The sequence below is a fragment of the Paraburkholderia sp. genome, from assembly GCF_028283785.1.
Taxonomy (GTDB): domain Bacteria; phylum Pseudomonadota; class Gammaproteobacteria; order Burkholderiales; family Burkholderiaceae; genus Paraburkholderia.
On the sequence record NZ_JAPWKB010000021.1, the window covers coordinates 75,658 to 88,741 of the forward strand.

The following is a 13,084-nucleotide window of genomic DNA, read 5'->3' on the forward strand; positions in this document are numbered from 1 at the left end:
CATAAGAAAACAGGAGACACCCGTATGACGTTGAGCAAGCGCTTGAGCCGCTACTGGATGATGACGGGCGCCGCGATCGCCGCACTCGCGACGACACCGATCGCGTTCGCGATCGAATTGCCGGTGGGCGTCGAGTTGCCGTTGACGGGCGGCATGGCGCGCGCGGGCAACGCGCAACTCGAAGGCATCAAGGTCGCCGCCGACGTGTTCAACGCGCGTGGCGGCAAACACACCGTGAAACTGAATGTGATCGACGATGAAGCGCAACCGGCGAAAGCCGTGTCGGCCGTCGAGAAGCTCGCCTCGCAAGGCGTGCTCGCGATCACCGGCGGTTACGGATCGAACGCGGTCAGCCCGGCCTCCGAAGCGGCGGAAAAAGCGGGGCTCGTCTACATCACGTCGGGTGGCGTGGACAGCGCGATGACCTCGCGCGGCCTGAAGAACTTCTTTCGCGTCGGACCGGCTTCCGGTTATTCGAAGGCCATCGTCGGTCTGCTCGGCGACATGAACGTGAAGTCGGTATCGATCGTATCGTCGACCCGGCAGGCGACGTCCGATCTCGCGAAGGACGTGTCCGCTGCGTTGCAGGCGAAGGGCATCACCGTCACCCAACATGCGTTCGATCCGGCCATGTCCGACTTCAAGCCGATCGTCAACAAGATCAAGTTGCAGGACAAGCCCGACGCGATGCTGATGATCGGCTATGAAAACGACTATATCGGCATCCTGCGCGCGGCCAAGGTGCTGAAGCCGCAACTGAAGACGATTGTCGGCGCGTGGTCGCTGGCGACGCCGAAGATGTCGTCGGAATTTGGCGAGCTCGTCAACGGCACGATCGGCACGGCGATGCTGCCGCATCCGGTGCAGTTCGCATCGAACGACGGCAAGGCGTTCGTTGCCGCATACCAGAAGGCGTATCACAAGGAGCCGGACTATCTGGCCGAATTCGCGTACGTGCAATCGATGCTGCTGTTCGACGCGATGTCGAAAGCCGCCGATTCGAACACGCTGAAGAGCGGCGGCATTGCGAAAGCGTTGCGCGCGCAACCGTTCGACACATTGATCGGCACCGTGCGCTTCGATTCGAACGGCGACAACCCGGCGTTCCTGAACAACATGGCGCAGATTCAGGACGGCAAGGTATCGATCGTATGGCCGAAGGACAAAGCGACCGGCACGCTGAAATATCCGGCGCTACCGTGGTGAACGCGCACTCAACCGCAAAGGAAATGCGATGACCGAACTGGTTCTGCAATCGCTGTACTCCGGCGTGCTGATGGGCGGCGCGTATGCGCTCGTCGCGCTGGGGCTTGCGCTCGTGTTCGGTGCGATGCGCGTGATCAACCTCGCGCACGGCGAGCTCGTGCTGCTCGCCGCGTATATCGCGTACACGCTCGAAACCAAGCTCGGTATCAATCCGATGTTTGCGATTCCGTTCGCGATTCCGGTGGTCTGCGCGTCGGCGGCGGCTGCGTACTGGCTCGTGAGCCGCATCAAGCAGGATCGCGAGCTGAATTCTCTGATCCTCACGTACGGGCTCGGCATCATCCTGACGAACGCGGTGCTGCTGATCTGGAGCGCGGACGTGCGGTCGAGCGGATCGCCGTGGTTGCAGGACAGCGTGAGCATCGGCAGCGTGATGAGCATGCGCAGCGAAATACTGTCGTTCGGCATCAGTGTCGTGCTGATGGGCGGATTGTGGTGGTGGCTGACGCGCTCGTGGTACGGCCGTGCGGTGCGTGCGATTTCCAGCAATCGCGACGCGGCGAAACTGATGGGCATCAATCCACGCAAGATCGAACTCGTGACGTTTCTGGTGGCCGGCGTGCTTGCATCGTGCGCGGGTGTCTCGATCTACGCGAGCAGCGCGATCCAGCCATCCATCGGCGAAGCGCTGACGGTGAAGGCGTTCATCATCACCGTGCTGGCGGGGATCGGCTCGATTCCCGGCGTGCTGCTCGGCGCGATGCTGCTCGGCATTGCAGAGGCGTTGACCGTCACGCTGTATAGCTCGGCCATGCAGGAACTGACCGGCATGCTGCTGTTTCTGCTCGTGCTGTATGTGTTGCCGAACGGGCTGTTCGGCGTCGCCAGGAGACGTGGATGAACCGCATCGTCATGCTTGTGGTCGCGCTGCTTGCGCTGTATGTGGGCGTGCCGATGGTCGTCGGTCACGATCTGTATCTGATGAGTCTGGTGGTGGCGTCGTTGACCATTGCGGGCATCGCGCTGGCGTGGGCGTTGCTGGGCAATCTCGGCGGTATGGTCAGCTTCGGACACGCGGCGTTTTTCGGCGTCGGCTCGTATCTGTCGGCATTGCTGACGCTGAAAGCCGGTTGGCCGGTTTTCCCCGCGATGCTCGCGGGCGGTCTCGGCGCAGTGATCGCGTCGCTCGCGATGTTGCCTGCGTTGCGGCTCAAAGGCCCGTATTTCGCGCTGGCGATTCTCGCGTACGCGCAAATCTTCCGGATTCTCGCGACGGAGTTGTCCGGCATCACCGGTGGATCGAGCGGACTGTCGAGCATTCCCGGTTTGCCGACCGTGTTCGGTTTCGACTTCGGCACGAAAACCGGCGGCTATCTGGTGATCCTCACCCTGGTGCTGATATTCGCCGCCGCGTACTACTTTCTGCGGCGCAGCTACGTGGGTCTCGCACTGCGCGCGATGCACGAAAGCGAGGATGCGACACGCGTGGTCGGTGTCAACAGTGCGTTTCTAAAGACGTGCATGCTGATGCTGTCGGCGTTGATGACCGGCATTGTCGGCGCATTCAACGCGCATACCATCAACTTCCTCGAACCCGACTACGCATTCAGCGCGACGTGGGCCGTGGTGCCGATCATCGCCGCGATCTTCGGCGGCTACCGGACGATCATCGGACCGCTGGCGGGTGCGGTGGTCGTGTATCTGGTCGATCAACTGGTGCTGAAAAGCATTCTGCCGACCGGTCATCAGATCGTGCTCGGCGTGTTGCTGGTCGCGATGATTATCGTCAGTCCTGCCGGTCTGACCGCGCTGAAGTTCAAAAAACGCACGAGGCGAGACGCGTATGCCGCAAGCTGAACTCGAACTGCACGACGTGACGATCCGTTTCGGCGGCATCACGGCAGTCAACAAGGTCTCGATGACGATCGGCACGCACGACCTGGTCGGTCTGGTCGGACCGAACGGCGCGGGCAAGACCACGCTGTTCAACGCGATTTCCGGGCTCGTGCGACCCACGCAAGGCACGATCCGCTTCGACGGCGAAGACGTACTGAAGGCGTCGCTGCACAAGCGCGCGCGGCTCGGCTTGGGGCGCACATTCCAGGTGCCGCAACCGATGCACGAACTGACGGTCCGCGAAAATCTGATCGTCGCGCAACGCTTCGGATCGGGACGCGTGGACGCTGCGCGCATCGATGAAATCCTCGCGTTTGTCGGACTCGACGGCAAGGCGCAGCGCAATGCGGCCACGGAACTCGCGCTGACCGAACTGAAGGCGCTCGAAGTGGGCAAGGCGCTCGCGACCCACCCCAAGCTGCTGCTGCTCGACGAAGTGCTGGGCGGACTCGAAACCGCCAGCAAGCGACGTTTCATGCAGATGCTGCGCGACGTCCACGAGCGCTATCAGGTCGGCATTCTGATCATCGAGCACGACATCGAAACGGTGATGAATCTATGCCGCCGCGTGTGCGTGCTGAATTTCGGCGAGTTGATCGCCGACGGTCCGCCTGCGGACGTGTTCCGCGATCCGGCGGTGGTGAAGAGCTATACGGGCGAGGTGGTCGGTGCTTGAGATCAATGGCGTGCGCGCCGGGTACGGCGCAATCAACGTGTTGTGGGACGTGTCGATGCAGGTGACGCGCGGCGAAGTGACGACCATCGTCGGACCCAACGGTGCGGGAAAAACCACGCTGTTGCGCGCGATCATGGGCTTGCTGCCGTTGCAGCGCGGGCAGATCGAACTCGACGGCAAGCCGTTGAGCGGCGTGTCCACGTGGGATCTACTCGCGCGCGGCATCGCGATGGTGCCGGAAGGCCGGTTGATTTTCCGCGACATGAGCATCGAGGAAAACCTGATGATGGGCGCGTTTCCGAAGGCGAAACGAGCCGCCGCGCACGCACAGCTCGACGAAGTGTTCACGCTGTTTCCGCTGCTCAAGGAGCGGCGCGCATTGCAGGCGGGCACGTTGTCGGGCGGCCAGGCGCAGATGCTCGCGTTGGGGCGCGGTCTGATGTCGTCGCCGGAATTGATGCTGATCGACGAGCCGTCGTTGGGGCTTGCGCCCGTGATCGTTCAGGAAGTGTTCGAGATTCTCGCGAGGCTGAAGGCGGCGGGACGCACGATCGTGCTGGTCGAGCAGAACACCAGCATGGCGCTGCGGATCGCGGATCAGGTCTATCTGATGCAAGGCGGCAAGATCACGCTGACGCAACGCGCGAAAGACGTGAACATCGATACGTTGCACGACCTGTATTTCGCGCGCTAAACCTTGATGAGCCGCACGCTGCGCGTTGTGGCGCTGCGGCCGCGCTATTCGAGGCGCCCGACGCCGTCGGCCACCAGCAGATCGACCAGCTTGCGCGCGAATAGCGGCAACGTGGTCAGGTCGGAGACGAGAATCTGCAGATTGCGCACCGCCCATTCGTCTTTCAGCGGCACGATGCGCAACGCCATCGTTTTCGCGTGACGTAGCGCGGTGGCTTCGGGCAGCACGCCGATGCCGATATTCGCTTCGATCATCCGGCATGCGGTTTCGAAGTTGCTGACCTGAATACGCCAGCGCATCGGGCGTTGCAATTCCGCCGATGCGCGCTTCAGAAAGCCGTAAATCGCGCTCGCTTCCGGCGGACCGATAAAGTCGTACGCGAGCGTTTCCGCGAAATTCAGTTTTTGCGAGTCGGCGAGCGGATGACTCAGCGCGGTCGCAAGAACCAGACGGTCGCGCCGGTACGGCATCACCTGCAAGCCGTCGGTGCGCACGTTGCCGGCCGCGAGGCCGATATCCACGGTGCCTTCCTGCACCGCGCGCACCACGTCGCCGCTCAGGCGCTCGTGCAGATCGATATAGACGTCCGGATAGTTCACCAGATAGGTGCGCAGGACCGCGGGTAAAAACTCGCTGGTCGCGGTGGTGTTGGCCGCAATCCGCACATGCCCCTTCACGCCATTCGAATATTCGTGCAGGTCGCCGGTCAGTTGTTCCAGTTGTTGCAGCACGCGCCGCGCATGCAGCAATAATGTCTCGCCCGGTCCCGTCAGCGTGACGCCCTGACTCGTGCGGCTCAACAGTTTGACGCCAACCTGTTCTTCGAGATTCTTGATACGCGTGCTGGCTGCGGGCAGCGACAGGTGCGAGCGCTCCGCACCGCGCGTGAGACTGCTCTGTTCGGCGATGTGAGTGAAGAGTCTGAGGTCGACAAGATCGAAATGCATGGGTCTCCTGGACCGATACGCAACAGTGCAGCTTCGATAGTGCACCCGATACGCGCCGTCTGCCATTAGCGGAATTACGGGTTAATACGAGCCGAAACGGGGATTCGGCATTTGCAAATTGTCCGTCCGCAATCGATGCGTCAAGCTGCACTGAAGTAAAAATTCAGGAGACGCGAAGGATGACAACGCAACAGATGATGGCGGACAAGGTGGTAATCGTGACGGGCGCGGGTGGCGGCATCGGTCGCGATATCGCATTGCTGATGGCGAAAAGCGGCGCGCGGGTGGTGATCAACGACATCGGCGCATCGCTGGAAGGCGAGGGCAAGAGCGCCGGCCCCGCGCAGGACGTGGTGCACGAAATCGCAGCCTTCGGCGGGCGCGCGACCGCGAATACCGACAGCGTCGCCGATGCGGACGGCGCACGCCATATCGTGCAGAACGCGCTGGACGTATTCGGCCGCGTCGATTGTGTCGTCAATAACGCGGGCATCTTGCGCGACCGCTTCTTCCACAAGATGAGCGACGAAGAGTGGGACGCCGTGCTGAAGGTACATCTGTACGGCACGTATCACGTGTCGCGCGCCGCGGCGGAACCCTTCAAGGCGCAGCGTTCCGGCGCATTCGTGCATATGACGTCGACGTCCGGCCTGATCGGCAATCTCGCGCAGGCCAATTACAGCGCCGCCAAACTCGGTATCGCGGGCCTGTCGAAATCGATCGCGCTCGACCTCGAAAAATTCGGCGTGCGCTCGAACTGTATCGCACCGTTCGCATGGAGCCGGATGATCAGCTCGATCAGGATCGACTCCGACGAACAGGCCGCGCGCGTCGAAAAGATCAAGCAGATGACGCCCGCGAAAATCGCGCCGCTCGCGGTTTATCTCGGCAGCGCCGCCGCCGCCGACGTCAACGGTCAGATCTTCGCGGTACGCAATAACGAAATATTCGTGATGAGCCAGCCGCGTCCGCTGCGCTCCGTACATCGCAGCGAAGGCTGGACGCCGGAAAGCATCGCCGAGCATGCGATGCCGGCGCTGAAGTCGTCGTTCCATTCGCTCGACGTGTCCGCCGACGTGTTCAGCTGGGACCCGGTGTGATCCGCGACGCACGGACCGTCGATGCGTCGCAGTTGCAGATTGCCGCTTGCGTGCGGCCCGGCGACGTCGTCGCGTGGGGACAGTGCGGTGCGGAGCCGCTGACCTTGACGCAAGCGCTGATCGCCGCACGGCAACAGGTCGGCGAGCGCTTCGGCGTGTTTATCGGCGTGCAATGGTCGGATACCGTGCGGCCCGAACACGCGGATTCGATCGACATCGTGTCGTACACCGGCGGCGGCACGAACCGCGCGCTGTCGGAAGCGGGCGTGCTGCAGATCCTGCCGACGCACTACTCGCAGTTCGCGCGCAGCGTGCATGTCGATGTGTTGCTGGTGCAGGTGGCACCAGCGGACCGCGATGGGCACTACAGCCTGTCTATCGCACATGAATATCTGCTGCCGTATCTGGATTCGGCGCGCGTGGTGATTGCCGAAGTCAACGCGTGCGCGCCCTGGACATACGGATCGCGCACGTTGACTGCGCGCGATTTCGATCTGCTGGTCCACACCGAACGCGCGCCGATGACGCTCGACCGCGCGCAAGCATCCGCCACGGACGCGAAGATCGCCACGCATGCCGCCACCCTCGTCGAAGACGGCGCGACCTTGCAGTTCGGCATGGGCGCATTGCCCGAAGCCATTCTCGCCGCGCTGAGCGAGCGTCGCGATCTCGGCATGCATAGCGGCACGTTCGGCGATGCGGCCGCCGACCTGATGGAGCGCGGCGTGATTACGAACGCGCGCAAGTCGATCGATACCGGTGTCAGCGTGGCGGGCGTGATGATGGGCGGCGAGCGCGCGTATCGCTACGCGCATCGCAATCCGCGCGTGCAGTTTCGCGGCACGTCGTACACGCACGATATCGACGTGCTCGGCCGTATCGACCGCTTTGTCGCGATCAACTCCGCGCTCGAAGTCGATCTGACCGGGCAGGTCAACGCGGAAAGCGCGAACGGTCGCTATCTCGGCGGCGTCGGCGGTGGCGTCGATTTCTTGCGCGGCGCGGCGCGTTCGCGCGGCGGCGTGCCGATCGTCGCATTGCCGGCGACGACGCGCAACGGCAGTCGCATCGTGTCGCGTCTGAATGGCCCCGTCAGTACGCCGCGCAGCGACGCGGGCGTGATCGTCACCGAGTACGGCATCGCGGATCTGCGCGGCCTGAGCCTGTCGCAACGCGTGCGCAAGATGATCGACGTCGCGGCTCCGCATCTGCGCGCAACGCTCGACGAAGAGGCGCATCTGCGTACGCATCGACGCGGCGGCACATCCGCATACGCGTCGTCATAGCCCCACAAACAGGAGACAAACGATGAAACGAGCAGCGATCGTGGCGCCCGTGCGCACGCCGGTCGGCACTTTCGGCGGAAGCCTGCGTCCGGTGCCGGTCGAAACCCTCGCCGCGACGGTGATCAAGGCGACGCTTGCGCGCAGCGGCGTCGATCCGGCGCGGATCGAGGACGTGGTGTTCGCGCAGTCGTATGCGAACAGCGAGACGCCGTGCGTGGGCCGCTGGGCGGCGCTCGAAGCCGGCTTGCCGGTGCATGTGCCGGGCATGCAACTCGACCGGCGTTGCGGCGGCGGACTCCAGGCCGTCGTCACTGCCGCGATGATGGTGCAAAGCGGTGCCGCCGACGTGGTGATCGCGGGCGGCGTCGAAAGCATGAGCAATATCGAGTACTACAGCACGGATATGCGCTGGGGATCGCGCGCGGGATCGGTGAAGCTGCACGACCGGCTCGATCGCGGACGCGAACGCTCACAACCGGAGGCGCGCTTCGGCTACATCTCCGGGATGATCGAGACGGCCGAAAACCTGGCCCGCGACTACGGGATTTCGCGCGACGAAGCGGACGAATACGCGGCGCGCAGCCATCATCGCGCGGCGGCTGCGTGGGACGCAGGCCGGTTCGCCGATGAAGTCGTACCGGTCAGCGTGCCGCAGCGCAAAGGCGATGCCGTCGTGTTCGCGCGCGACGAAGGCGTGCGGCCGGAAGCGTCGGCGGCGTCGCTCGGCAAGCTGCGTCCGCTGATCCAGGACGGCACTGTGACGGCCGGCAACGCCAGCCAGCAAAACGATGCGGCCGCCGCCTGCCTGATCGTCGCGGAAGACCGGCTCGACGCGCTCGGCCTCACGCCGATCGGCTATCTGACCGGCTGGGCCGCGAGCGGCTGCGAACCGTCGACGATGGGGATCGGCCCGGTGCCGGCTGTGCACAAGCTCTTCGAAAAAACCGGTCTCTCATTCGACGACCTCGATCTGGTCGAACTCAACGAAGCGTTCGCCTGTCAGGTGCTCGCGGTGCTGAAAGGCTGGGGCTGGCGCGACGATAGCCGTCTGAACGTAAACGGCTCCGGCATTTCGCTGGGTCACCCGATCGGCGCGACCGGCGTGCGGATGATGACGACGTTGCTGCACGAACTGCAGCGCAGAAACGGCCGCTACGGACTGGAGACGATGTGTATCGGCGGCGGTCAGGGCATTGCGGCGATTTTCGAGCGCGCGTAGGTTCATCGTCGGATGCAGCGATAAAAAAGGAGCGAGGAGACATGCTCGACGCATTGAACGCACAACTCGCGCGGCTGCGAGACCACCCGTTCTACCGGGGACGCGTACCGGATCGCGTGGTCAGCGAAGCCGATTTCGCGGCGCGGGTCCCGCTGATGACGCGCGCCGCTTTTACCGCCGAAATGGCGCGTCCCGGTTACGGCGCATTCAAACCGCAGACGCCGCCCGTGCGGATCAACCTGACGCCGATGGGCGCGTCGCTGGTGCCGATCATGCAAAGCGCCGCCGACCTGCGCGCGATGGAAGCCGCGTGCGGCGCCCATCTCGACACATGCGGCATCGGTCCCGGCGACGTATGCATGGTGACGTTCGGCTATCACCTGTTCGTCGCCGGACTGTTCTATCAAAGTCAGATGGAAGCGCGCGGCGTCGCGTGCATTCCGCACGGTCCCGGCGAAACCGAACGCGCTGCGGACCTCGCGCGACGCTGCGGGGTCACGGTGCTTGCGGGCAATCCGTCGCACGCACTGAAGCTGATCGAGGCCGGTTGTCCGGTGCCGCGCGTGTTCTTCGCGGGCGGTGAGGCGTTCACCGGCAATCCCGTGCTCTACGAGCGCGTGCGCCAGGCGATGCCCGGCACGTTGTTGATCGACAGCTTTTCGCTGTCCGAATGCCTGCCGGTCGCGCGCACTTTTCCGGGAGGCACGGGCGTGCACGTGTTCGACGAACTGGTCTACGCGGAAGTGATCGATCCCGACACCGGCCAGCCGGTGGCCGAAGGCGAACGCGGCGAACTGGTGCTCACGCATCTGCGCAAGGAATTGCAGCCGCTGCTGCGCTATCGCACGGGCGATCTGACGGTGATGCGCCGCACGCAGCCGCTCTTTGGACGCAGCGTGTCCTTGCCTGGCGTTGTGTTCGGCCGCGTCGATGCGATGGTCAAGGTAAAGGGCGTGAAGCTCTATCCGTCGGAATTCGGCACGATGCTGCTCGGTATCGAGCGGGTGAGCCGTTTGCGGCTGGTGCTGTGGCGCAAGCCTGCGGGAGGCGATCACGTGCTGCTGCAAATCGAAGGCACGCCCGACGACGACGCGCTCGCAGCGATTACGCGGCGCTTCAAAGAACAGACCCTCGTAGCCGCAGACGCGGTCGAGGTCGTCGAACACCTGGCAGGCAACGAAGCTGTCATCGATCAAAGGAGCACGCTCGCATGAACGACGCATCCAGTCAGCGCGACGACGCAGCCGCCCAGCCGTGGCGTTTTATCGTCGGGCACGGCAGTTACGCGGATTTTTCGATTTCGGTGTCGCCGGCGGTCGAACGCGCGGTGGCCGACGGCGTCGCGCCGCCGACCGTCTATCTGAACATCTTCGATGGCGACAGCATTACGATCGGCGTCAACGAAGATCCGGAGCAGGTGCTCGATCTCGACTTCTGTCGCGCCAACGGCATCGTCGCGCGGCGTCGCGTGAACGGTGGCGGTGCGATTTACGCGGGCAAAGGCTCGGCGTTTCTATGCCTGTATCTGCCGTCGGAATTGCCGGGCGTGCCCGCGACCGCAACCGAGGCGTTCCCGTCGATACTCGCGCATGTCGCGCAGAGTCTGAACGACGTGTTCGACTTGCAGGCGGCATACCGGCCGTTGAACGACGTCGAGATCGACGGACGCAAGCTAATCGCAACCTCGCTGAAGATCGAGGATGGCGTGATGACGTTCCGCATTCTGCTGAACATCAAGGCGATCAACACGGCAATCGCCGCACGGGCAATGCCGATGGCGCCCGAGAAAGTGAAGGACAAGAAGCATAAAGATCTCGGCTCGCGCTATACGTTTCTGGAGCAGGAGTTGTCGCGCGAAATCACTCATCAAGAACTGGTTGCGTGGGTCGACGCGTGCATGCGTCGCGCGTTCGGCGGCGCGCGTCTGCAAGCGGGGCAACTCAGCGCGCACGAAGATGCGCTCGCGCAACAGGCCGCGTTGCAGCTGACGGCGCAAACGTGGTTCGTCGAAAAGAGCGAGGCAAGCCGGTATGGACCGTTGATGCGCGACGGCGACCGGATCGGACGCGGTCGTCGCAAGGCGCCTGCCGGTTTGATCTGGCTGAGCCTGCTGGTGCGCGATGGCGTGATTGTCCGCGCGATCGTCAACGGCGACTGGCATCCGCGTCCGACGCGTTCGGTGGACTGGCTCGAAGCGGGCTTTGCCGGTTTGCCGGCCGAACGCGAAGCCTGCGGCGCGCATATCGACGCATTCCTCGCACGCACGGATGTGGAATTCGCGGGCGTGGACGCGTCGCATCTGCTGGATGCGCTCGACTTTGCGCTGGCCGATCTCGCAAGCGAGGTGTCCGCATGAGCGAATTGCTGATCGACCATGACGACGGCATTGCGACCTTGACGCTGAATCGTCCCGAAGCGAAAAACGCGCTGAATCTGCCGATGCGCGCCGCATTGCGCGACGCGATCTACGCGATCCGTCAGGACCGCTCGGTGCGCGCGGTGATTCTGCGCGGCGCGGGCAACGACTTCTGCTCCGGCGGCGACGTGCGCGGGATGACGGTGGAAAGCGCGGAAGAAGGGCGTAACCGGCTCGACGATCTGCACGGCTGGATCGCGCAACTGCTCGATCTCGACCGGCCGGTGATCGCCGCCGTCGATGGCGTGGCGTATGGCGCGGGTTTCAGTCTGGCGCTCGCCGCCGACCTCGTGATCGCGTCGGATCGCGCGCGTTTCTGCATGCCGTTTATGAAAGTGGGACTCGTGCCGGATTGCGCGGCGTTCTATACGTTGCCGCGCATCGTCGGGATGGCGCGCGCCAAAGAGCTGATTTTCACGGCGCGCGAAATCGATGCGCGGCGCGCATGCGAGATCGGCGCGGCGCTCGAAGTGGTCGAGCCGGAACGCTTGCATGCGCGCAGCGCATCGATCGCGCGCGCGCTGGCAGATGCGTCGCCAGCGGCATTCGGGCTGGCGAAACGCGCGCTGAATATGTCGCTCGGCAGCGATCTGCGCACCATGCTCGAACTCGAATCGGCGACCCAGGGCATTGCGTTTTCGACTGCGTATCACCGCGAGGCAGTGCAGCGCTTTCGCGACAAGGCGTCGCCTCTTTTTCAATGGCCCGCGCAATGACGATCCATTACGACACGCTGAAAAACTGGCCGTTCGAACCGCTGGAACACACCTACACCGCGCGCGACGCGATGTTGTACAGCCTCGGGCTCGGCTATGGCGTCGATCCGCTCGACGAAGGCGATCTGCCGTTTGTCTACGAGAAAGTGTTGCGGGTGTCGCCGACCTTCGCGAACGTGCTCGGCTATCCGGGTTTCTGGGCGAAGCATCCCGGCACCGGCATCGACTGGGTGAAGTTGTTGCACGGCGAACAGATGCTGCGGATTCATCGGCCGCTGCCGCGCGAAGCGACGGTGATCGGTCAGTCGCGAGTAGCGAAAATCGTCGATAAAGGGCCGGGCAAAGGCGCGCTGGTGCTGATCGAACGGACGATCACCGACAAACCCAGCGGCGAACTGCTCGCGACCGTCAGTCAACTGAACTTCTGTCGCGGCGACGGCGGATACAGCACGCAGGGACCGCAGCATGAAAACGGCGAGCGCACGCAGCCGAGCGACGAGCCGGTTGCCGCGCCGCCGCCGTTGCCCGACCGCACGCCCGATGCGATCTGCGATCTGGTCACGCGGCCCGAAAGCGCGTTGATCTACCGTCTGTCCGGCGACGACAACCCGCTGCACGTCGATCCCGCCGCCGCGCGCGCCGCCGGTTTCGATCGCCCGATCCTGCATGGTCTCGCGACCTACGGCGTGGCCGGTCACGCGGTGCTGAAGACCGCTTGCGACAGCCGTCCCGAACGTCTCGCGATGCTGTATGCGCGATTCACCGCGCCGGTTTATCCTGGCGAAACGATTCGCACCGAACTGTGGATCGACGGCCAGACGGTCGGGTTCCGCTCGCGCGTGCTCGAACGCGACGTGCTGGTGCTGAACAACGGCCGCGCCGAGTTGCGCTGACGGGGACCCTCGTCGCCGATTCCCGCGCAGCGCGA

13 protein-coding genes are annotated in these 13,084 nt (G+C 63.9%); 12 read left to right on the forward strand and 1 reads right to left on the reverse strand.

Translation table 11 applies throughout. From position 1 onward, the window contains the following. The first annotated feature begins 24 nt into the window (after window positions 1–24). Genes PW947_RS30750 through PW947_RS30770 form a run of 5 tightly spaced genes read left to right on the forward strand, consistent with a single transcriptional unit; the run spans window position 25 to window position 4,472 of the window. Entirely contained in the window at window positions 25–1,206 is a 1,182-nt protein-coding gene (locus PW947_RS30750; RefSeq protein ID WP_299636612.1) for an ABC transporter substrate-binding protein, read from the forward strand. 28 nt (window positions 1,207–1,234) lie between these two features. After that, window positions 1,235–2,107, forward strand: a complete 873-nt coding sequence (locus PW947_RS30755) for a branched-chain amino acid ABC transporter permease (RefSeq protein ID WP_299636614.1) — start codon at window positions 1,235–1,237, stop codon at window positions 2,105–2,107. Next, window positions 2,104–3,063: a branched-chain amino acid ABC transporter permease gene (locus PW947_RS30760; RefSeq protein ID WP_299636616.1), complete on the forward strand. Its 960-nt coding sequence runs from the start codon at window positions 2,104–2,106 to the stop codon at window positions 3,061–3,063. Before PW947_RS30755 ends, PW947_RS30760 begins: the two co-directional genes overlap by 4 nt. Then, on the forward strand, window positions 3,050–3,778 hold the full coding sequence (locus PW947_RS30765; protein WP_299636617.1) for an ABC transporter ATP-binding protein: 729 nt from the start codon (window positions 3,050–3,052) through the stop codon (window positions 3,776–3,778). Before PW947_RS30760 ends, PW947_RS30765 begins: the two co-directional genes overlap by 14 nt. After that, on the forward strand, window positions 3,771–4,472 hold the full coding sequence (locus PW947_RS30770) for an ABC transporter ATP-binding protein (RefSeq protein ID WP_299636619.1): 702 nt from the start codon (window positions 3,771–3,773) through the stop codon (window positions 4,470–4,472). Before PW947_RS30765 ends, PW947_RS30770 begins: the two co-directional genes overlap by 8 nt. Window positions 4,473–4,516: 44 nt before the next feature. On the opposite strand, the gene PW947_RS30775 is transcribed toward PW947_RS30770, so the two are convergent. Beyond that, window positions 4,517–5,419: a LysR substrate-binding domain-containing protein gene (locus PW947_RS30775; RefSeq protein ID WP_299636621.1), complete on the reverse strand. Its 903-nt coding sequence runs from the start codon at window positions 5,417–5,419 to the stop codon at window positions 4,517–4,519. A 194-nt stretch (window positions 5,420–5,613) separates the two neighbouring features. Here PW947_RS30775 and PW947_RS30780 point away from each other — a divergent pair, with 194 nt between their 5' ends. Genes PW947_RS30780 through PW947_RS30810 form a run of 7 tightly spaced genes read left to right on the forward strand, consistent with a single transcriptional unit; the run spans window position 5,614 to window position 13,049 of the window. Beyond that, window positions 5,614–6,519 (forward strand): SDR family NAD(P)-dependent oxidoreductase, encoded by a 906-nt coding sequence (locus PW947_RS30780; protein ID WP_299636743.1) that lies wholly within the window; start codon window positions 5,614–5,616, stop codon window positions 6,517–6,519. After that, the gene (locus PW947_RS30785; RefSeq protein WP_299636622.1) at window positions 6,516–7,805 is read left to right on the forward strand and encodes an acetyl-CoA hydrolase/transferase C-terminal domain-containing protein; all 1,290 of its coding nucleotides are present in this window, start codon (window positions 6,516–6,518) and stop codon (window positions 7,803–7,805) included. Before PW947_RS30780 ends, PW947_RS30785 begins: the two co-directional genes overlap by 4 nt. Window positions 7,806–7,827: 22 nt before the next feature. Beyond that, window positions 7,828–9,024, forward strand: coding sequence for an acetyl-CoA C-acetyltransferase (locus PW947_RS30790; RefSeq protein ID WP_299636623.1), 1,197 nt, complete (start codon window positions 7,828–7,830; stop codon window positions 9,022–9,024). Between the two features lie 41 nt (window positions 9,025–9,065). Then, window positions 9,066–10,238, forward strand: coding sequence for an AMP-binding protein (locus PW947_RS30795; RefSeq protein ID WP_299636625.1), 1,173 nt, complete (start codon window positions 9,066–9,068; stop codon window positions 10,236–10,238). Next, complete coding sequence (locus PW947_RS30800; RefSeq protein WP_299636626.1) at window positions 10,235–11,380, forward strand: hypothetical protein; 1,146 nt, start codon at window positions 10,235–10,237, stop codon at window positions 11,378–11,380. The genes PW947_RS30795 and PW947_RS30800 overlap by 4 nt, the downstream gene beginning before the upstream one ends. Next, entirely contained in the window at window positions 11,377–12,156 is a 780-nt protein-coding gene (locus PW947_RS30805) for an enoyl-CoA hydratase/isomerase family protein (RefSeq protein WP_299636627.1), read from the forward strand. The genes PW947_RS30800 and PW947_RS30805 overlap by 4 nt, the downstream gene beginning before the upstream one ends. Then, the gene (locus PW947_RS30810) at window positions 12,153–13,049 is read left to right on the forward strand and encodes a MaoC/PaaZ C-terminal domain-containing protein (protein ID WP_299636628.1); all 897 of its coding nucleotides are present in this window, start codon (window positions 12,153–12,155) and stop codon (window positions 13,047–13,049) included. Before PW947_RS30805 ends, PW947_RS30810 begins: the two co-directional genes overlap by 4 nt. Window positions 13,050–13,084 lie beyond the last annotated feature (35 nt).